General features: G+C 62.7%; 21 protein-coding genes. 11 read left to right on the forward strand and 10 right to left on the reverse strand.

Annotated elements, in window-relative coordinates; all coding sequences use genetic code 11:
* Window positions 1–47 precede the first annotated feature (47 nt).
* Genes NKH35_RS28400 through NKH35_RS28410 form a run of 3 tightly spaced genes read right to left on the reverse strand, consistent with a single transcriptional unit; the run spans window position 48 to window position 1092 of the window.
* Window positions 48–359: a hypothetical protein gene (locus tag NKH35_RS28400; RefSeq protein ID WP_023734169.1), complete on the reverse strand. Its 312-nt coding sequence runs from the start codon at window positions 357–359 to the stop codon at window positions 48–50.
* The gene (locus tag NKH35_RS28405; RefSeq protein ID WP_023734170.1) at window positions 343–540 is read right to left on the reverse strand and encodes a hypothetical protein; all 198 of its coding nucleotides are present in this window, start codon (window positions 538–540) and stop codon (window positions 343–345) included. The genes NKH35_RS28400 and NKH35_RS28405 overlap by 17 nt, the downstream gene beginning before the upstream one ends.
* A 6-nt stretch (window positions 541–546) precedes the next feature.
* Entirely contained in the window at window positions 547–1092 is a 546-nt protein-coding gene (locus tag NKH35_RS28410; RefSeq protein ID WP_023734171.1) for a hypothetical protein, read from the reverse strand.
* An 85-nt stretch (window positions 1093–1177) separates the two neighbouring features.
* On the opposite strand from NKH35_RS28410, the gene NKH35_RS28415 reads away from it, so the two are divergent.
* Window positions 1178–1375 (forward strand): beta-barrel domain-containing protein, encoded by a 198-nt coding sequence (locus tag NKH35_RS28415; protein WP_502907003.1) that lies wholly within the window; start codon window positions 1178–1180, stop codon window positions 1373–1375.
* A 63-nt stretch (window positions 1376–1438) separates the two neighbouring features.
* On the opposite strand, the gene NKH35_RS28420 is transcribed toward NKH35_RS28415, so the two are convergent.
* The 4 genes from NKH35_RS28420 to NKH35_RS28435 form a co-directional block, all read right to left on the reverse strand.
* Complete coding sequence (locus tag NKH35_RS28420) at window positions 1439–2872, reverse strand: aldehyde dehydrogenase family protein (RefSeq protein ID WP_352917104.1); 1434 nt, start codon at window positions 2870–2872, stop codon at window positions 1439–1441.
* A gap of 115 nt (window positions 2873–2987) precedes the next feature.
* Window positions 2988–3371 (reverse strand): ACT domain-containing protein, encoded by a 384-nt coding sequence (locus NKH35_RS28425; RefSeq protein WP_023705798.1) that lies wholly within the window; start codon window positions 3369–3371, stop codon window positions 2988–2990.
* Between the two features lie 13 nt (window positions 3372–3384).
* Complete coding sequence (locus tag NKH35_RS28430) at window positions 3385–3855, reverse strand: GNAT family N-acetyltransferase (protein ID WP_352519306.1); 471 nt, start codon at window positions 3853–3855, stop codon at window positions 3385–3387.
* Between the two features lie 72 nt (window positions 3856–3927).
* Complete coding sequence (locus tag NKH35_RS28435) at window positions 3928–4251, reverse strand: hypothetical protein (protein ID WP_352917106.1); 324 nt, start codon at window positions 4249–4251, stop codon at window positions 3928–3930.
* 345 nt (window positions 4252–4596) lie between these two features.
* On the opposite strand from NKH35_RS28435, the gene NKH35_RS28440 reads away from it, so the two are divergent.
* Both NKH35_RS28440 and NKH35_RS28445 read left to right on the forward strand, forming a co-directional pair.
* Window positions 4597–7323: an autotransporter domain-containing protein gene (locus NKH35_RS28440; protein ID WP_352917108.1), complete on the forward strand. Its 2727-nt coding sequence runs from the start codon at window positions 4597–4599 to the stop codon at window positions 7321–7323.
* 248 nt (window positions 7324–7571) lie between these two features.
* Window positions 7572–8606 carry a YeiH family protein gene (locus NKH35_RS28445; protein ID WP_502907004.1) on the forward strand — a complete coding sequence of 345 codons (1035 nt, stop codon included), beginning with the start codon at window positions 7572–7574 and terminating at the stop codon, window positions 8604–8606.
* On the opposite strand, the gene msrC is transcribed toward NKH35_RS28445, so the two are convergent.
* Complete coding sequence (gene msrC / locus NKH35_RS28450) at window positions 8603–9100, reverse strand: free L-methionine (R)-S-oxide reductase MsrC (RefSeq protein WP_023730524.1); 498 nt, start codon at window positions 9098–9100, stop codon at window positions 8603–8605. The two genes, NKH35_RS28445 and msrC, sit on opposite strands and share 4 nt — an antisense overlap.
* A 183-nt stretch (window positions 9101–9283) precedes the next feature.
* On the opposite strand from msrC, the gene NKH35_RS28455 reads away from it, so the two are divergent.
* The 6 genes from NKH35_RS28455 (at window position 9284) to NKH35_RS28480 (ending at window position 16866) form a co-directional block, all read left to right on the forward strand.
* Window positions 9284–10180 (forward strand): GlxA family transcriptional regulator, encoded by an 897-nt coding sequence (locus tag NKH35_RS28455; protein ID WP_352446628.1) that lies wholly within the window; start codon window positions 9284–9286, stop codon window positions 10178–10180.
* A 325-nt stretch (window positions 10181–10505) separates the two neighbouring features.
* Window positions 10506–11810 carry a M24 family metallopeptidase gene (locus NKH35_RS28460; RefSeq protein WP_352917112.1) on the forward strand — a complete coding sequence of 435 codons (1305 nt, stop codon included), beginning with the start codon at window positions 10506–10508 and terminating at the stop codon, window positions 11808–11810.
* 337 nt (window positions 11811–12147) lie between these two features.
* Window positions 12148–12825: an isochorismatase family protein gene (locus tag NKH35_RS28465; RefSeq protein ID WP_023734191.1), complete on the forward strand. Its 678-nt coding sequence runs from the start codon at window positions 12148–12150 to the stop codon at window positions 12823–12825.
* A 3-nt stretch (window positions 12826–12828) separates the two neighbouring features.
* Entirely contained in the window at window positions 12829–13815 is a 987-nt protein-coding gene (locus tag NKH35_RS28470; RefSeq protein WP_352917114.1) for an alpha/beta hydrolase, read from the forward strand.
* A gap of 414 nt (window positions 13816–14229) precedes the next feature.
* Window positions 14230–15870: an ABC transporter substrate-binding protein gene (locus NKH35_RS28475; RefSeq protein ID WP_352917116.1), complete on the forward strand. Its 1641-nt coding sequence runs from the start codon at window positions 14230–14232 to the stop codon at window positions 15868–15870.
* A 642-nt stretch (window positions 15871–16512) separates the two neighbouring features.
* Complete coding sequence (locus tag NKH35_RS28480; protein WP_488377242.1) at window positions 16513–16866, forward strand: tetratricopeptide repeat protein; 354 nt, start codon at window positions 16513–16515, stop codon at window positions 16864–16866.
* A 38-nt stretch (window positions 16867–16904) separates the two neighbouring features.
* Here NKH35_RS28480 and NKH35_RS28485 read toward each other — a convergent pair whose 3' ends face one another.
* Together NKH35_RS28485 and NKH35_RS28490 are read right to left on the reverse strand one after the other, a co-directional pair.
* Complete coding sequence (locus NKH35_RS28485) at window positions 16905–17774, reverse strand: hypothetical protein (protein ID WP_352917118.1); 870 nt, start codon at window positions 17772–17774, stop codon at window positions 16905–16907.
* A 77-nt stretch (window positions 17775–17851) separates the two neighbouring features.
* Entirely contained in the window at window positions 17852–18709 is an 858-nt protein-coding gene (locus tag NKH35_RS28490) for a hypothetical protein (protein ID WP_352543663.1), read from the reverse strand.
* A 144-nt stretch (window positions 18710–18853) separates the two neighbouring features.
* Here NKH35_RS28490 and NKH35_RS28495 point away from each other — a divergent pair, with 144 nt between their 5' ends.
* Together NKH35_RS28495 and NKH35_RS28500 are read left to right on the forward strand one after the other, a co-directional pair.
* On the forward strand, window positions 18854–19486 hold the full coding sequence (locus NKH35_RS28495) for a DUF4129 domain-containing protein (protein ID WP_023734197.1): 633 nt from the start codon (window positions 18854–18856) through the stop codon (window positions 19484–19486).
* Window positions 19483–20470, forward strand: a 988-nt coding sequence (locus NKH35_RS28500; protein ID WP_352917121.1) for a DUF4350 domain-containing protein, incomplete at its 3' end; no start/stop codon positions are given. The genes NKH35_RS28495 and NKH35_RS28500, both read left to right, overlap by 4 nt.

The raw sequence follows: 20470 nt of genomic DNA on the forward strand, positions 1-20470 counted from the left end.
CCAGAAATAGTCCCGATCCATCGAAGCCTCCAGTCGGTGACCTTGAATCACGGCAGCCGCATCAATGAAAGCGGTTTATGGGTCCGGACCCTAATCAATTTGACGTAGTCAGCCTGGGTTCGTGGCGCTAGGTCATCCCAATCCGAGCTAGCCTGAAACGCGTTCAAGATCCAAAACAGCACGCCCTGGCGAGGCTTGGCCTTGCGGGCGACGGCGGCGTAATAAGCCGCCATGAATTCCAGATCTCCCGGTTTGCCCGGCAGGCTCGGTCCACCCTTCCATGCCCAATAGTAAGTGACGACCCTGCCATCGGCGAGCGTCTTGGTGCGGCTGTTCAGTCCCTTAAGGCGAACGCGCATGGTTCTTCACCCATTTGTCTAGGGCATTTTCCGACTCGGTGGTCTGTGTGGCCGCGATGACGACGATCTTGCCGGTAACGGGATCGATTTCTACCCTGCCCGGCTCCATGTTGCCCTTTCGCGCGCCCTTGATGGCGCGTGCAATGTCGGCCGCCTTGAAGGAAACGGGCGTGCCGACCATAGTCCGTTACTCCTCTACCGAGGCAATAACGCCGAGCCTGTCGAGCACATGGTCAACTATCGCGCGAACACTCAAGAATGTAGCCACGCCTCTGTTGTTCTTCATTGCTTCGCTCAACGTGGCCTGACCGGCGCCTTCATGAAAATACGTTATGCGCGGCGGTGGAACATCGCCCGCCGCGACGATGGTTCCCTCGCCTTCCATCAACATCACCTTCGTGTCGGCGGTGGTCTCCTCGCTGAAGCTGAACCCGACGATCTCTTCGCCGCGGCTGTCATCGAGCATGCCGCTGAGATACAGCTTGAGGCCGAACAGCAGATCCTTGCCCTGGACGAATGCGACTGCGTCGTCGGCCCCCAAGCCGTGGCGCGTAAGAACGACCACTAGCCGCACCATGCAGATATCGAGGATCGAAAAATGGTTGACGGTCCTGCCGCCCCACAGCTCAGGGAACAGTCCATTTCTGCGGCGCCATGCGCGAAACGTCACGTCTTTGCAGCCTGCGACTACACAGACTTTGGCAGCGGGGAAGATTCGGTCGGTGGCGTACATCACGATACATTTGTAGCACACGAGCGAAGGTGCTACAAGTGTAGCAAGCCCCCGCTCGCGAATATTTTGACTTCGACTATTAACCATCGAAGAGCGCACCGGAGCAGCCTTCTATGTGGCGCGGGTGACGCTGCCCAAAACCGAGGTCGCCAAGCTGCGCGGGCTGGCGCTGGCGCCAGGCATGCCGGCCGAAGTGTTCTTCCCGACGGGCGACCGGACGATGCTTTCCTATCTGGTGAAGCCGCTGTCGGATCAGATCCAGAAAGCTTTCCGGGAAGAGTGAAGCCGCACCTTTGAGAGCTGAAGCCTCGGGACCGGCTGGTTGCCGGTCCCCAAGGGGTAGCCCCTACTCCGCTGCCTTATACCCCGCGATGCCCTTGATCTCGAGGAAATCCTCCAGCCCGTATTCGGCGTATTCGCGGCCGTTGCCGGATTGCTTGTAGCCGCCGAATGGCAGGCCGGCGTCCCATTGCGGATAGTTGATGTAGACAGTGCCGGTGCGCATGCGGGCGGCGACTTCGCGGGCCTTCTCGATATCCTTGGCCTGGATGTAGGACGCCAGCCCATAGACAGTGTCGTTGGCGGTGCCGATCGCCTCTTCCACTGTGTCGTAAGGCATGATCGCCAGCACCGGCCCGAAGATTTCCTCGCGCGCGATGCGCATGTCTGATGTGACGTCGGCGAACACGGTGGGGCGGACATAGTAGCCGCGGTTGAGCTCGGCCGGACGCCCCGGTCCACCCGCGACCAGCGTGGCGCCTTCATCTATGCCGGCCTGGATCAGGTCCTGGATCTTGTCGAACTGGATCTGGCTGACCACCGGGCCGAGCTTGGTGCCGGCCGCATCGGCCGGGCCGACGGTCAATTTTTCGGCCGCCGTCTTGGCGTAGCCGGTCGCCTCGTCATGGCGGTCGCGCGGCACGAACATGCGGGTCGGCGCGTTGCAGGACTGGCCCGAGTTGCTGAAGCAGCCGGCGACGCCCTTGCTGACGGCCTTTTCGAGATCGACATCGGGAAACAGGATGTTGGCCGACTTGCCGCCGAGTTCCTGATGCACGCGCTTGACCGTGTCGGCGGCCGCCTTGGCGACCAGGATGCCGGCGCGGGTCGACCCGGTGAACGACATCATGTCGACATCGGGATGGCTGGACAGCGCCTGGCCGACGCCCGGGCCGTCGCCGTTGACGAGGTTGAAGACGCCCTTGGGAACGCCTGCCTCGTCGATGATTTTGGCAAAGATGATGGCGTCGAGCGGGGCGATTTCCGAGGGCTTCAGAACCATGGTGCAGCCGGCGGCAAGGGCGGGGCCGACCTTGCAGGTGATCTGGTTCAGCGGCCAGTTCCACGGCGTGATCAGGCCGACGACCCCGATCGGCTCCTTGACGATCAGCGACGAGCCCTTGACGTGGCGGAATTCGAACGACTTCAGCACCTCGGCCATCTTCCGCAGATGTGCCTGGCCAATGCCGACCTGGCTGTCGAGTGCCATCTGGCGCGGCGCGCCCATCTCGCGCGATACGGCCAGCGCCAGATCGGCGCTGCGCTTCTTGTAGACCTCGATTATGCGGTTGAGGATATCGAGGCGCTCCTCGACCGAAGTGAAGCCGAATGTCTCGAAGGCGCGCTTGGCGGCCGCAACCGCCTTGTCGACATCGGCCTTTGAGCCGAGCGAAATCTGCGCGAAAGCATCTTCGTTTGACGGGTCGATGACGTCGAGTGTGCTGGGCACGACAGGATCGACCCACACGCCGTCGATATAGAACTGCAGATTGTGTGACACGGGCTTCTCCTCGGGGGATTCTGAATTGATGGGGGCGATCGCCAGATCGTCGTATCGGGGATAACGATGGGGCAAGAGCGATGTCAAACGCAAGGGCGGGCGATTGAGCCTACGGCTACAGAAGCGTGTGCCCCGCCGCGACCAGAAGCCCCCTTGCCGCGGCTTCATCCTTGGCTTTGACGAGCAGATGGTCACCATCGAAGGTGGATACCAGAAAAATGCCGAGTTCGCTTTCCGACAATGGCTTTATCACCGACAGGACGATGCCGGTTTCGTCGAAGGCAAAGGGACCTTGGAGTTTCAGGGCGACCCAGTCCCTGTCATGCTTCACCCCGTCCGGCACCCGATCCTGCAGGCAGACGACCGAAAGCTCGTCCTCTGTCCTGGTGATGCTGACGAAGCCCGGCCCGTCCGCCCAGCCGGGAATGCTGTCTTTTGCTTCGAGGCGCGAAACCGCATACCGCCCCGTGAGCGGCTTCAACCGGACCCTGACTGCCATCCGATCCTCCCTGTTATCGGCCATCACCCAGTTTCTTGCTCATATAGACCGTCATGCCGTTCATGAACGGCTCCTCCCGGTTGATCGTATAGCCATGCCGTTTGTACAACAACACATTGGCCATGAAGGCGCCGTTGGTCAGCAGGCGCAGCTCGAAGCAGCTGGCCTCCAGCGCCTTCTGCTCCGCCCGTTCCAGCAACAGCCGGCCGATGCCCCTGCCCTGCGCCTGTGGCGCGACGCAGACATTCTCGATCCAGAGATGATCGTCGGCCAGGATGGTCTCGATCATGCCGACGATGCGGCCATTTTCGATGGCGAGATCGAACGGATGTTCGGCGACCGCCTTGTCATAGTCGGCGCGCATCGGCAGCGGCTCGCGGCCGATCAGAGGCACCCATTTGGCATAGGCGGCACGCACAATGTCCCTGATGGCGGCAGCGTCCGCCGGTTGGGCCGGCCGAAACAGGATGGAAGAATTGGACATGGCAAAGGCTCCAGACATGAAAACCCCGCCGGCAGACGTCGCGGGCGGGGCTGGAACGAACGAACCGGAATTTTATTGGGCCGGTCCTTTTCGTCGCGCAAACAGCTTGCCGCGCTGCGTGGTGCAGGAACGGCGTCGCTTGGCGATGGCGAACGAGAAAACGAACATGACGCCACGCTGGAGCAGGAAGCGCGGCGCTGTCAAGATTTTGGCGTTGGCCCAGCCTCCGAGTTGACCCGCGCGGCTAGAGCGGGCGGCGCCGGCAAGGCCATAAGTGTACTGCCAGGCAACGCCAGTCTTCACCTTGCGCGGTGGTTGCTCGCCTAAACTGCTGCGCCGTCGAGTAGGGCTCTCGTACGCGTACAAAAAACAGCAACAGCTAATATTGTTGGACATTCAACCTACCATTGGTTCAAATTTCTATTTGATCTAATCTTGGCATCATAATATAAGCGGAGAAGCACTGGACGGGCTGACGGGGGGGGCGCCATGCATCGAGGGCTGGCAAAGCGTACAATCTCACGTTTGTTAGGCGCGATGACGGTCGTCTACGCGCTCGCGGGCACGACGTCAGCGCTCGGGCAGTCTTGTAGTCCCACACAGACAGCTCATGCTTTTAGCTTTACTGGCGGCGACCAGTCCATCTCGGTTCCTGGCAACACCCATTCCGCCACAGTATACCTCAAGGGAGCGCAAGGCGGGGTTGGCAAGAGCGGCGCCGGCACCATCGGGGGCAGCCCATTGAGCCCAGGCGGCGCCGGCGGGCTCGGCGGCCAGGTGAGCGGTTCCTTGACTGTCGCGCCGGGTGACATCCTTTCTGTCGGCGTTGGCGGCCGTGGCTCGCTCGCGGTCAATCCCGGTGGCGCGAGCGGTACTCCCGACGGCGGCAATGGTGGCGGGGCGACCGACCTGCGGCTGGGCGGAACCCGCCTGGCAATTGCTGGCGGCGGTGGCGGCGGTGGCAACGGGGGCTGGCACACTACAAATTCGATAGCTGGTGGCGCCGGTGGCAAGAGCGGGGGATCCGGCTCGGCAGGAACCGATGTTTCGGGCGGCCTTGGCCCCTTTGGCGGTGAAGGTGGCACTGTAGGTGCCGGTGGCGCGATCGGCGCTGGGTGCGATAGTTTTCCTGGCACGGCCGGTCAGACAAATGGCCAAGGCGGAACTGCACGAAATTTCTCAGGGTCTTTCCTGGGCGCCGGATATGCTGGTGGCGGCGGTGGCGGGGCTACTGTCGGCGGCGGTGGTGGCGGCGCAGGCGTCGGCACGACCTCGTGCCAGCAGAACTGGAACGGCGCCGGCGGCGGCGGCGGCGGCGGATCATCGGATGCCGGCTCGCTGCAATCGGCTGCGGTGGCGGAAGGCGTCAATTCAGGCGATGGGTCCGCATTGATCTGTTTTGATGAGCCGCTCTATGTGATCAGGGGCACGGCGAGCGGTCAGACCGGGACGGTGAGTTTGAAATTGACATCAAGCTCGCCGGCAGGGACGCAAACCAGGGACGTGAATGTCGGCGATACCACCTTTGCCTTTGCGGATGGCCTGCTGACCGGCTCCAACTGGAGCGTTGATGTTACTGCCAAGCCGGCCGACCAGACATGCACGGTCACGACGGCCTCGGGCACGGTGGCGGGAGCCGACGTGACCAATCTTGTCCTGTCCTGCACCACGGTGACGGTGGAGTTTTCGCCGGCAACATTGCCGAATGCACATATTGGCACGCCGTACAGCCAGACCATCACCGCAAGCAGCCCCAATGGCGGCGCCGCACCCTACACCTTCACCGTGGTTTCCGGCTCGGTGCCTCCCGGCCTCGCACTCTCGCCTGGGGGTACACTGGCTGGCACACCCACTGTCGCGGCCAATTACGATTTTACGGTGCGGGCCACGGACAGCAACGGCTTTACCGGCCAACGTGACTACACTGTGGTCGTCGAGATCCACTTGCCGTCGGCACAGGACCACACGCTGGACGTGATGGCCGGAACGACCGGGTCCCTCGACCTGACGCAAGGGGCTACGAATGGGCCGTTTACCAGCGCCACGATTGCCTCGCCGCCGCCGAGCGAAGCGGGCACGGCTTCCATTGTGCCCGATGGCGGCGCTTATATCCTGCAGTTTGCCGCGGCAGCCACCTTTGCCGGCACAACCAGCCTGACCTACACGCTCTCGAATGCCGACGGAACGTCACCTCCGGCAACCGTGACCATCAACGTCACGGCACGGCCCGACCCCTCCCGCGATCCGGAAGTGATCGGCCTGATTCGGGCACAGGTGGAGGCGGCAAAGCACTTCGCCGACATTCAGATCCAGGGATTTGGACAGAGGCTGGAACAGCTCCACAATGAGGGCGACCAGCGCCACAATTCGATAGGCCTCAGCGTTGCCGTCCAGCAATCGTCGGACAATCCCGACGCATACGCTCAGCAGCAGAATGCGGCGAACGATCCGGCGCTCGCCGCAATCGCCACGGCATCGTCGCAGTCCACTTACGGAGCGCCCAATCCGGAGCGCATTCAGCCCAACGCCAACGCAAAGCAGGACAGGACTTCGACCGGCGCGTCGCCGATCAAGACCGGACAGTCTTCAACTGGCACGGACGTGGACACCCAGACGTCGTCACTGCCGGCCGAGAACCCATTTGGCGAACTGGCCTTCTGGAGCGGCGGCTACGTCAATTTCGGCACCGATGACGATGGAGCCATCAAGCTCGACCATACGCTGGTCGGCGTGAGCGTCGGTGCCGACTACCGCTTTTCCCCGACCTTCACCGCCGGTCTCGGGTTTGGCTATGGCCATGACGTCACCGACGTCGGGAGCAACGGCACCGAAAGCCGCGCCCATGCCATCTCGGTCGCCGCCTATAGCAGCTACCGCCCGGCGCCAGGTTTTTTTGTCGATGGCCTTGCCGGCTATGGCGCCCTCAATTTCGACAGTGAGCGCTATGTGACCGATACCGGCGATTTCGCGTCTGGAACGCGCGACGGAAGCCAGGTCTTCGGGTCGCTGACGGCGGGCTACGAATTTCGCCGGCCGGACTCTCTGATATCACCCTATGGACGTCTGTCGGGGTCCCACTCCACGCTTGGCGGCTTCACCGAGACGGGTGGCGACATCTATAATCTGACCTTCGGCAAGCAGACCGTCGACACGCTGTCGGGCACCCTTGGCCTGCGCATCGAGAACAACATTCCTACCAGCTGGGGTCTGCTCACACCGCGCGCGCGCTTTGAGTATACGCACGACTTTGCCGGCTCCAGCCGCGTCAGCCTCGGCTATGCCGATATCGGCACCACGCCCTACGCGCTGGACGCAGATGCCTTTTCCAACGACTATTTGTCAATCGGGCTCGGCGTCGATGCGCAAATCGGCGGTATTGCCTTCGGGCTGAACTACAGCACCGCGGTCGGCAGCAACGGCGACAGCCAGGACCATACGATCGCCGCGCGAATTGGGATGAAATACTAGGGCATGATCCCAAAAAGTGGGGTTAGATCGTGATGGGAATTCATCATGGTCTAGGGCGGCTCCAGGTTTCGCCCGGCCGCTCTTTCTCATTCTGACCTCGGCCGCCCTAAACGTTCACAAAAATCGATCATTTCAACAAAAACAATTCGTTGGAAAGATCGATTCTGGAATGACATTCTCCTGAGGTACTTGCGTGGAGAATTGCATTGTCTTCCGCCGCCCAGCTAGCGAACGATATTCCGATCAGCATGATTTCCGCCGACCTGGCCGTGGGCCGGAAGCGGCTCGGTTCCGTGTGGAATGGCGTCATCCCCGGGATCGTGCTGGTGGCGATGATTACGGGGGTGGCCTTCTCGGCCCATAATGTCTCCGGCTTCGCGCTGTTCAGCCCGATGATCCTCGCCGTCGTCGCCGGCATGATCTATTCCAACGTGCTCGGCACGCCCGCCCACGCCAAGGCCGGCATTGCATTCTCGCAGAAGCGCCTGCTGCGCTTTGCCATCGTGCTGCTCGGCTTTCAGCTGACGCTCGGCCAGGTCGTCTCCATCGGCGCCGGCGGCGTCGGCATCGTGGCGCTGACCCTTGGAGCGACCTTCGTCTTCACCATTACGCTTGGCCGGCTGATCGGCGTCGACGCCAAGCTGGCGCAGCTGATTGCCGCCGGCACCTCGATCTGCGGCGCTTCGGCGATCGTTGCCACCAACATCGTCACCGATGCGCGCGACGAGGACGTCACTTATGCCGTCGCCTCGATCACGCTGTTCGGCACCGTCGCCATGCTCGGCCTTCCGCTGCTGGCGCCGGTGCTCGGCCTCGACCAGCACGCATTCGGCCTGTGGGCCGGCGCCTCGATCCACGAGGTGGCACAGGTCATCGGCGCCGGCTTCCAGAACGGCGCCCAGTCCGGCGAGATCGCCACCGTCGCCAAGCTGACCCGCGTCGCCCTGCTGGCGCCGATGGTCATCGCGCTCGGCCTGATGGCGCGCCGCAAGAGCAATGGCGATCGCCCAAGCGACCAATCCGGTGCGCGGCCGCCGATGCCGTGGTTCGTCGCCGCTTTCATCGCCGTCGTGGCGCTGAACAGCCTGGTTGCCGTGCCGGCCGAAGTGAAGTCGGCCATGGCGTTCGCTACCACCATCATGCTGACCATGGGGCTCGCCGCCATGGGTCTGCAGGCCAACATTTCGCAACTGCGCTCGCGCGGCCTTCGCCCGCTGGCGCTCGCCTTCTGCGCCTTCCTGTTCATCGGCGGCTTCAGCCTGATGCTGGTGAAGTTCGCTTAGTCCTCGAACGAACTCGCCGCGACATAGATCGCGGCAAGCGCCTCGATGCCGGCCTGGTCGTCCTTGTCGAAGCGGCCGGGCGTCGGGCTGTCGAGGTCGATCAGGCCGAAGACGCCGTCACTGTCCCTCAGCAGCACGACGAGTTCCGAGCGCGAGTCGGCGTCGCAGGCGATGTGGCCGGCAAACTCGTGCACATCCTTGACCAGCATCGACATTTCGAGATCGATGGCGGTGCCGCACACGCCCTTGCCGACGGCGATGCGCACGCAGGCCGGCTTGCCCTGGAACGGTCCAAGCACCAGCTCCTCGTCCGACGCCAGGAAATAGAAGCCGGCCCAGTTAAGATCGGGCACCATCTGGAAGATCAGCGCCGATGTGTTGGCGGCGTTAGCGACGGAGTCGCTCTCGCCTTCCAGCAGCGCCTTCAACTGGGTGGCCAGTTCGCGGTAGAAGGCCGGCTTGTCGGTGCTGTCGATGGTCTGGGCCGCAAACATGGCGTCGTCTCCATTGCCGGCGGGCCAAAAAGCCCGTTACATTTCCTGTCTGCCACCAATGACGCTCCCAGGAAATACACAATTGTGAATACCGACCGTGCCAGCCAAACACACGACCGGGCGCAACCCGCAGCGAGCGAAGGTCCCCTCACCTTCGCCGTTCTGGTCTTTCCCGGCTTTCCGATGATGGCGTTCAGTTCGGTGATCGAGCCATTGCGCGCCGCCAACGTGCTGGCCAAACGCGATTGTTACCGCTGGGTGATCGTCGGCGCCGACCAGGACACGGTCGAGGCATCCAATGGGGTTGTCATACAACCGGGATTCTCAGCGTTCGGCGCGCCGAAGGTCGACCGCATCGTCGTCTGCTCCGGCGGCAATGCCGACCTCGTCGTCGCCGACGATGCGGTTGCCTGGATGCGCAAGAGCCTGCGCGCCGGCGCTCACATAGGCGCGGTGGCCGACGCCGCCTTCTTCCTCGCCAGGGCCGGCCTGCTCGACGGCCATGCCTGCACCTTGCACTGGACCAGCCAGGCGGCATTCACCGAGGCCTTCCCGGATATCGAGCTCCGGCGAGATCTCTACGTCATCGACCGCAAGCGCTTCACCTCGGCCGGTGGCGTCGGCAGCCTCGACATGATGCTGGAGATCATCACCAACGATTATGGCGGCGAGCTCGCGGCGGGCGTTGCCGAATGGTTCGTGCACAGCCCCTTGCGTTCGAGCGTCGACCGCAAGCTAATGCCGCTCAGGCTGCGCACCGGCGTCCAGAACGAACTGGTGCTGTCGGCCATCGCCATCATGGAGGATGCGGTGGAAGAGCGGCTCGGCATGACGGAGCTGGCGGCAAGGCTCGGTGTCTCCTCCGACAAGTTGGAGCGCAATTTCCGCGCCCAGCTCAGCATTTCGCCCAATGCATATTACCGGCGGCTCCGGCTGCGGCGCGCCGCCGACCTGTTGGCCCATTCGACGCTGATGGTGCGAGACGTGGCGCTGGCCTGCGGCTTCGCGTCCATGTCAAGTTTTGCCCGAGCGTTTCGCGAGGAGCATGGGCACGCGCCGAAGGCGATGCGGCGGCATTAGAGGGCGCTGCGCGCTAACGCGGTGAGATGCTGGCGGGACAGCGCCCCCCTCTGTCCTGCCGGACATCTCCCCCACACGGGGGGAGATCAGATGTCGCCTCGGCTTTCGCCAATCACCAACGTTGCAGGGCGAGCGGGACGCGAAAGCTGCTAATCTCCCTCCTTGTGGGGGAGATGTCCGGCAGGACAGAGGGGGGCGCGAAGGATCGCAACATTGCCCTTTGTATCCATGCCCTTCTTGCGGCATTTCGCACGACACCTGCGGATTCTCGCACAGACATTTTTCGGCGCATGGCTATGGTCTAGCCCTTCAGGAGGCGCACCCAATGAGCATCGTCGTTTTCGACCCCGACAGCACCGAGGATGTGGATTTCAAGGACCGCATGCGCCACCCGGTCGCGGCTGACTCGGCCGGTGGCATGTGGCTGTCGGACACCGAGCCGTCCTTCATCGATGCCGACGCGCTGCGCAAGGGTCGGCTGGCGAAACTGCGCGGCTGGATGCGCGAGGCGGGCTATGGGGGCGTCGTATTGTTCGACCCCTACAACCAGCGCTATGCCACCGGCTCGCGCAACATGTTCGGCTATTTCCTGCGCAACTCGACGCGGTATTTCTTCATCCCGACCGACGGGCCGATCGTGCTGTTCGAATACCCGCAGAGCTACCATGTCTCGATGGTGCTCGACACGATCGACGAGGCGCGGCCGTCCAAGCTGGTATGGTCTTCGGTGTCGGGCCGCGACGACGAAACCGCCGGCCCCTTCGCCAACGAGATCGCCGAGCTTTTGACGAAGCACGGCGGCGGCTCGATGAAGCTCGGGCTCGACCGCTGCAGCCATTTGCAGGCGCTGGCACTGGAAAAGCGCGGCTGCGACGTCAGGGATTGCCAGGGCGAAATCCTGGCGGTGCGGGCGGTCAAGACGCCCGAGGAAGTCAAATGCCTGCAGGTGTCGATGGCGGGTGCGGAAGCCGCCGTCTACGCCGTGCGCGAGGCGATAAAACCCGGCGTCTCCGAAAATGAGCTGTTCGCCATCATGTATGGCGAGGTGATCCGCCAGGGCGGCGAGTTCATCGAGACGCGGCTCCTCACCTCGGGACAGCGCACCAATCCGTGGTTCAACGAGGCCAGCGGCCGCAAGATCCGGCCGGGCGAGCTTCTGGCGCTCGATACCGATACGATCGGCTGCTATGGCTATTATTCCGATTTTTCGCGCACCTTCCGCTGCGGGCCGGGCAAGCCGACCGGCTATCAGAAATCGCTCTACCGCATGGCGCACGACCAGGTTCAGCACAACATTTCGATTGTCAAACCTGGCATGGCGTTTCGCGAGATCGCCGAAAGAGCGTGGAAAATCCCGGACCGTTTCGTCGACCAGCGCTATACCTCGGTGATGCATGGCGTCGGCATGCATGGCGAGACGCCGTTCATAGCGCATGCCATGGACTATGAGACCTATGGCCGCGACGGTTTTGTCGTGCCCGGCATGGTGGTGAGCGTGGAAAGCTATATCGGCGAGAAAGGCGGCCGCGAGGGCGTCAAGCTGGAAGACGAGATCCTGATCACCGACACCGGCACCGAGCTTCTGTCGCGCTTTCCCTACGAGGATGAATTTCTGGAGAAGCAGGTTTGATCGCAGCGTCCCTCACTAACGTCAGCGCGGTATCGCAAACCTTCGGGAATAGTCGCGGCAGCTATGCCTTCGTCATCCTAGGGCGAAGCAAGGAGCGCAGCGACGCGGCGCAGACCCTAGGATCCATGCCGGGACTCATCCGCGCCCCAACGGTGCAAGTTCTGCTCCGCCGCACTCTCCGACCAGTGTCACGGCATGGATCCTCGGGTCTCCGCGACGGAGCTTCGCTCCTACTTCGCCCGTGGATGACGAAGGTGGGGAGGCACCGGCCAATCACCACTGTTTGCGCGACTTCGCTGAACGGAATGGCGTTGGTCGCGAACCAAGGCCTATCCGCATGAAAAGCCCCATCTCCATCAAACGCGGCACGGTCGCCGCGGCGTTCATCGACCTCCAGGAAGAGCATCGGCAGGACAAGCGCTATCTGGTCGAGGGTTTTGGCGAGGTGCTGGCCAACGTCCAGCGCCTGCAGGCGGCGGCGCGGCGCAACTTCGTGCCGCTCTATCACTGGGCCTATGTCGTCGATACCGCCAAGGCGCGTCCGTTCCATCCGCTCGACGCCGACGGCAAGTCTGCCTTTTCCGACAAGACCGATCCGCTGACGGAGATTTGCCATGAGGTGGCGCCCGCGGCCGGCGAGACGATGCTGGTCAAAACGCAGGCCAGCGCCTTCGGCGCCGGACCTGGCGCAACCGAACTCAAGGCGCGCGGCATCGAATGGCTGATCGTCGCCGGCGTCTGGACCGAGGCCTGCATCGACGCCACCGTGAAGGACGCGGTCGCATCCGGCTTTCGTGTGCTTCTGGTCAAGGATGCCTGCGGCAGCGGCAGTGCCGCCATGCACCAGACCGCCATCCTCAACCTTGCCAACCGGCTCTATGGCGGCGCCGTCACCAACACGATAGACGCGTGCCGGCTGATGGCGGGCGACACCGTCGATGCATGGCGGGTCGAGGGCTCGGTGCCGCTGCGCTTCACCTTTGAAAACGCCGAACGGCTCTACGGCGAGCTCTGAGAGATGGGCACGGTCCACAAGCTCAAGATCGCCAGGCGGGGGAAATACGCCACCCTGCTCGATCCGGCGCTGTGGGAGTATATCGACCTGGTCAATGACTGGTTCCCGCCAGAAATCGCCGAACTTCCGATCGCCGAGCAAAGGTCGGTCTATGATGCGATGTGCCGCGCCTTCCATCAGGGTTATCCCAAAGGGGTTTCGGCCAGCGGCGGCATCATCGCCGCCGATGCAGGGCACGCCATCCCGATTCGCTACTACCGGATGGCGGGCAAGCCCGTGCGCGCCGTCATCGTCTACTATCATGGCGGCGGCTTTGTGCTTGGCGGGCTCGACAGCCATGACGACATCTGCGCCGAGATCTGCGCCGGCACCGGTTTCGACGTTGTCTCGGCCGACTACCGGTTGGCGCCGGAGCATCCGCACCCGGCCGCCTTCGACGACGCGCTGACCGTGTTCGAATGGGCGGCGGTGACAACGGACCTGCCGATCGTGCTCGTTGGCGAAAGCGCCGGCGGCAACCTTGCCGCCGCGGTCGCGCACGCCTCGCGCCGCCACCTGCGCCGGGCGGTCGGCCAGGTGCTGATCTATCCCGGCCTCGGCGGCGACGAGAGTGCCGGCTCCTATGTCGAACATGCCGACGCACCGCTGCTGACGCTGCGCGACATCGCGTTCTACCGCACCATTCGCGCTGCCCCGGCACAGTCGCCCGACGACCCGACTTTTTCGCCGCTGAGCGACAATGACTTCTCCGGCCTGCCGCCGACTGTCATCATCACCGCCCAATGCGATCCGCTGTCATCGGACGGCGAGACCTATCGCGACCGCATCGTTGCGGCAGGCGGCCGCGCCTGGTGGTATGAGGAGCCGCGGCTGGTGCACAGTTTTCTGCGCGCCCGCAAAAGTGTTCAGCGCGCCGGCGAGGCGTTCGTGTGCACGCTTGCAGCCATCGCCGCCGTCGCCGTGCTCGGCAAGAACGACTGGCCATATTGAGGCGGCGAAGCGCTGATCTCCCCCTCATGGGGGTTGAGGAGTGGTCCGCGTAGCGGATGGAAAGCCAATTGCTTGGCTTTCCGAACGACGAAAGCCGGCAGGCCAGAGGGGGGCGCGAAGGATCGCGGCCCTTCAGTATCCTAAATCAACGCAACGATTATCTGTGAAGATACTCCAGTCGGCAGACGGGATGGCGGGACAGCGCCCCCCTCTGTCCTGCCGGACATCTCCCCCACAAGGGGGGAGATTGGCCGTCTACCTCTGCGGAGTGGCGCACAAGAATTGCGGAAATGAGAACATTTCCCGGGATCGGCCCGCTTTATCATCACCTGCTCAGGCAACGGCGCCCGATGATCGCATCCGCCCCCCAGCGGAGGCGGACCGTCGGGGCGCCCGACAAAAGAGGGAACAACGATGAAATTCATGCTGACCGACCGCAATTTGCACCCGCAGGCGAAGCCCGTTGCCGATGATTTCAGGAAAGGCGGCGTCAACCGGCGCGAATATCTCGCCATCATGGCCGGCTTCGGCGTCAGCGCCGCCGGCGCGCTGGCGCTGGGCGGCCTTTCCCCTTCGCCTGCCCGGGCCGAAGAGCCGAAACGCGGCGGCACCTTGCGCGTCGCCATGAACGTCAAGGGCTTCAAGGATCCACGTACTTTCGACGGCGTCGAAATGTCCAATGTAGCGCGCCATTGCAACGAATATTTGGTGCGCTGGAACCGCGACTTCACCTTCGAGCCGTGGCTGCTCGAAAGCTGGGAAACCAGCGACGACGCCAAGACGCTGACGCTTCATGTGCGCAAGGGCATCGCCTGGTCGAATGGCGACGCCTTCAACGCCGATGACGTCATCCACAATCTCAGCCGCTGGTGCGATGCTTCCGTCGCCGGCAATTCGGTCGCCGCACGCATGGGCGCGCTGGTCAATGCCGACACCAAGAAGCCGGTCGATGGCGGCATCGAGAAGGTCGACGACTTCACCGTAAAGCTCAATCTGCCGAAACCCGACATTTCGCTGATCGCCGGCATGGCCGACTATCCCGCGCTGATCATGCACCGCTCCTATGAGGGCGGCGACGACCCGATGAAGGCGCTGGCGATCACCACCGGCCCCTGCGAACTGGGCAGCTGGAATGCCGAGACCAGTGCGGAGGTGAAGCGCAAGGACAAGCCCTGGTGGAAGGGCGACTTCTACCTCGACGGCATCAAATGGGTCGATTACGGCTCCGACCCCAACGCCATGCTGTCGGCGTTCGAATCCGGCGAAATCGAAACCGACCACGAGACCGCGTCCGACGCCGTGTCGCAGACCGAGCAAATGGGCTTGTTGAATTCCGAGATCGCCACCGGCTCGACTATCGTTGCCCGCTTCAATGTCGGCAACGCGCCCTATGACGACGTCAAGGTGCGCCGCGCCGCCCAGCTTGCCGTCGACAATTCCGCCGTGCTGGCGCTGGGCCTCGGCGGTCGCGGCAAGCCCGCCGACAACCACCATGTCGGTCCGATGCATCCGGAGTACGCCGATATCGGTCCGGCCAAGCGAGATATGGATCAGGCGAAGAAACTGCTCACTGAAGCCGGCAAGGCCGACCACGAATTCGAGCTCATCTCGGTCGACGTCGAATGGCAAAAAAGCACCGGCGATGCGATCGCCGCGCAGATGCGCGAGGCCGGCCTGAAGATCAAGCGCACCGTGCTGCCGGCGGCGACCTTCTGGAACGACTGGAGCAAATACCCCTTCTCCACCACCGAATGGCTGGGCCGCCCGCTCGGCGTCCAGGTGCTGGCGCTCGCCTATAAATCCGGCGCCGCCTGGAACGAAAGCGCTTACGCCAAGAAAGAGTTCGACGAACTCCTCGACAAGGCGCTGGCAACGCCCGATGCCGCCCAGCGCAAGGAGATCATGGCCAGGATCGAACAGAATCTGCGCGATGCCGGCATCATCATCCAGCCCTACTGGCGCTCGGTCTACCGCACCTACCGCAAGGGCGTGCAAGGCTGCGAACAGCACCAGTCGCTGGAACAGCATTTTGAGAAGGTGTGGCTGGAGGGGTGATCCTTCGGGGACGCCGCATACCGGCTGGCACCTGAGCGGTATGTCGCTCAGGTAGATACCTGCAGCGAACTCCGAGCATTTACGACGGTGTCTGTCTTGACGCGGCGACCGTGGATCGGTCTGGTGTGTCGACGAGGCGCCGCTGTGGGCTCGCGTCATTCCGGAGAATACACATGCGCGCCCGTTGGGCTTTCATTCTTGCACCCATTATTCCGGCGATCCTGCCCGGCTACAATTGGCTGCGAACCACCCTGAGACGGGGCCGTTGTCGGGCTTCATCTTCGTAACCCTTGTTTTCTATGTTGTGGAGGCGGTGGTAGGAATTCCGGCCTTCTATGTCCTGACCCGACGGCGCTGGCAGTTTTTTGGGTATACGTCGTCGTTGGCTTTCTGGCAGTTTTTGTTCCAGCGTTTGTCTTCGGCCTCAGTAAGTGGAGTCCTCCATTGGGAATCGGCGGAGTTCTCTATGCATGCTCCTTCATAGGGATACTCGGTGGCGCTACAGGGCTGATCTTCTGGCTTTTGGTGCGCCCAGACAAGGACCCTGTCGAACAGATTGCTTCGCACTTTACCTAGGTCAGCACCCCAAGATTGAGTTCAAGGCCTGATACACTTTGGCCGCGATATTTTGCACGAGAACGCATGGACCACTTCGACCTCGGCACCTATCGCCGTCCAATCTCCACCGCCTCGGCCGAGACGCAGCGCTGGTTCGATATCGGGCTGAACTGGTGCTACGGCTTCAACCATGAGGAAGGCATAAAGTGCTTCGAGAAGGCGCTGGAGACAGATCCTGATTGCGCCTTCGTGCATTGGGGCATCGCCTCTGCCGCCGGGCCTTTTTACAACCTCACCTGGAACGAGCACGGCAAGGACGAGGCAGACCGTGCGGCCAAACGCTGCTTCGACCATGTCCAGCTCGCGCGGGATGTGGCGATCACCTCGTCGTGCCTGTGTCGGACGAGCGCGGAGGCGGGGCCAAGCTGTTGTCACTGAAATCCCCGCCGCCTGACCAGCCGAGTTGGCTTCGCCTTCTAAGAGAAAATCTCCGCCAGTTCGTCTACGCTGGTGCCTTCCCTAACCTGGCGCAGTTCAACATAGGCGACCGCAATGGCCACCGATGCCACCGTGGACACGACCGTCGCGATAAGGACGCTTCCGATAGCGCCGAAAATCAGGGCGACCGTCGAGAGGCCGCTGAAGAAAGCGAAAATCAGGCCGATCAGCAAGGCAAACATCATCTGGAAGGCAAGCGCCGCCAAAAACAGGATTAGCAAGACACCGAACATCGGCCAGCGGCTGCCCTTTGTCAGAGCACGGCTGCGCGACATCGCGCCAAACATGCCAAGCCGCTCCTGCATCAGCACCGGCACGGAAACCGATATGCCGAGCAGCCACCTGATGCCGGCAACGAGCAACACCACGAAGGCAATGATCGCTCCGAAGATCGGCACCAACATTCCGGCGATGCCCATCACGATGAGGCCAAGGATCATGGCCAAAAAGACAATCAGCCCCACCCCCAGCGTCGGGAATATGCTGCGCAAGGCTATCTGGATGCAGTCGCCGATCGCCGGGCGCTTGCCGTTCAGGTCCTCTATCGTCGCTTGCACCAGCGAGGACTGGAACAACAGCGCGCAAACGAAATAGATCAGGCTTAAAACGAGCGATAAGAACGAGCTGCTCATAATGACCCACTTCGCGCCGAGTGGAGGTGTGGCGATGTAGCCGCTGGGGCCGCCATTCCAGTGGTTCGACAGATTGAGCGCAACTGCTGGGAGGACCAGGAAAAGCGCCGCCAAAGCAATCATCAGACCGGGATTGCGGTCGATCACGGCGAAGGTGTTGTTGAAAACCCTGCCGATCTGGAACTTCTCAAGCCGCGCCGACGCCGTCGATGCCACGATTACCCCTTCCGGCCCGAGCTAGATCCCGGCCAATCGCGCCAACATGACTGGCTGTTCTCGGGCCAAAACCTTCGTTACGAGAAGATCTCCGCCAGTTCGTCGACGCTGGTGCCTTCCCTGACCTGGCGCAGCTCGACATAGGTGACGGCAATCGCCACCGAAATCACCGCCGAAACGATTGTCGACAGCAGGCTGCTTCCGATGGCAGCGGCAACGAGACCGGTCGTGCTGATCCCGCCGCTCGCAATAGCAGCCTGAAACAGCAAGGTGAAAACCACTTGTAGCCCTATCGCAACAATGCCGAGGACCAGAAACAGCGCGAATATCCGCCAGCGGCTTCCCTTCGTCAGCGCCCTGCTTCGCGAAATCGAGGCGAAGACGCCAGGCCTTTCCTGAACTGCGACGGGCACAGCCACCGATATGCTGATCAGCCACATGGCTATGGGGATGAGCGACAGAAGTGCAATCACACCGCCGACGATGGGGATGGCCATGGTGATGACCGTTAATATCATCGCCATCAGAAACATTGCCACGATGATCACAAGACCAATTCCGAGCGTGGGGAGGAAGCTGCGCAGGGCTATCTGAATGCAATCGCCAATCGACGGGCGCTTGCCGTTCAAATCTTCGATTGTCGCTCGTACCAGCGCCGCCTGCGCCAGAAAGGCCAAGATCAGGAGCACCAGGCCGGCAATCATCGAAACGGCACCATAGCCCGCCATAGCCGATTGCTCGAAGCTCGCCCCAGGTACTGCTATCTTTGCAATCTGTCTAAAGCTCCAGATGTTGTACAGCAGCGCAGGCAGCGTCGAAAAAAGGCCGACGATGGCGGCAAGTGGGACGAAGCTGCGTCCGATTACCGAAAACGTATTGCTGAAAGCCCTGCCGACGCTGAACCGTTCCGGCCGCTCGCTCGCGATTGACGTCATGTTACATTCCCCCCGACTAATGGTTACCCGAAATCAGAAAGTATAAATCACCGATATTGATACTTGCGGTTGCCGCCGCTTGCAATTGCCTTGGCGTATTGCCAGTGTCGGCTCGCGAACCGCAGGTTGCAGGGGGGCGAGAAGGTGACTGCTGCACAGCCGGACGCTGCGCAAGCCGAATGGCTGGCCAAACTGCACAAGCAGTTGCTGTCGGACGATTCGATCCAGTTCGACCTGCCGGCCTACAGACCACCCGAGACACCCGAATGGCTGAAACCGCTGGGCGAGTTCCTGAAATGGCTCGGCCCGTACATGATCTACCTGTTCTGGGGCGCGGTGATCACAGGTGCCGCAATCATTCTGCTGCTGATTTTGCTTGAGGTGAAAGGCGTCGCCTGGCGCCTGCCTTGGTGGCGCAAAAAGAGCGTGACCGAGGCGGAAGCGACATGGCACCCCGACGTTGGCGCCGCGCAGGTCCTGCTGTCGGAAGCCGATGCGCTCGCCGCCCGGGGCAATTACGACGAGGCGGTGCATCTCCTGCTTCGCCGCAGCGTTGCCGACATTGCCGGCCGCCTGCCCGACTTCCTTCGCCCGTCGCTGACCGCGCGCGATATCGCGGGAGCGGCGTCGCTGCCAACGCGGGCGCGCAGCGCCTTTACCCAGATCGCGCGCATCGTCGAGGCAGCGTTGTTCGCGCGCCGGCCGGTCGGGCCGGAAGGCTGGCAGGAGGCGCGCAGCGCCTATGAGCGATTCGTCTTCAGGGATGCCTGGACGTGAGTGACGCGACAGCCGACATCGCCCAGCAGGAACCGTTCAGCCGCAGGACGCTGTTCTGGGGCATTTTCGCCAGCCTACTCGCGGCCGCGGGCTTCTTCCTGTTGTCCACCTATGCGCCCGACTTTCGCCAGCCGAGCGCCGGTGGCGCAACGCCGCTGTCGAAGAGCGGCATCGGCTATGCCGGCTTGGCGCAATGGCTGAAGCTGACCGGCAAGGCGCCCGATATGGCGCGGTCCGACAGCGATCTCGAGACCGAGATGCTGCTGATCGTCACCATTTCGCCCGACAGCGACCCAGATGCGCTCGCCAACATCATCAAGCTTCGCAAGGGCCTGGATACGCTGTTCGTTCTGCCCAAATGGGCGACCTTGCCGCTGGCCTTGCGCGAAGGCTGGGAGATGAAGATCCAGCGACTGCCGGATGTGGTGGTCAACGACTGGCTCGGCCGCATCGCCAAGGCCAAGCTCGGCGAAGGCGAAAGCACGGCCAAGCAACTCGACGTCTCAGGGCAAATGGTCAGCGTTCCCGACCAGTTGCAATGGGTGGCCGACGAACACCCGCTGATTGCCGCCGGCAACGGCAAGGCCGTGCTGACCGAGGTCGAAGACGAGCGGTTCTACATTCTGACGGACCCCGATCTCATCAACAACGCTGGCTTGAAAGATCCCGACAAGGCGGCGGCGGCGCTCAAGCTGATCGAGCTCCTCCAGCCCGAAGAGGGTGCCGTCATGTTCGACCTGACGCTGCATGGCGTCGGGCGAAAATACGATCTCGCCAAGCTTCTGGTCGAACCGCCTTTCCTGGCGCTGACGCTGACCATCCTGGCGGCGGCGGCACTTGCCTTCCTGCATGGCCTTGGCCGGTTCGGGCCGCCACGGGCCGAGCCCCGGCCCCCTACCCCGGGGCACAACCCGCTGGGGGGGAACCACCGCGGCGGGGTTAGACGCCCCCACGCGGCGGGCGGGAGATTGGAGCCCGCTCCGG

This window comes from Mesorhizobium sp. M1143, assembly GCF_040318435.1.
In the GTDB taxonomy this organism is placed as follows: Bacteria; Pseudomonadota; Alphaproteobacteria; order Rhizobiales; family Rhizobiaceae; genus Mesorhizobium.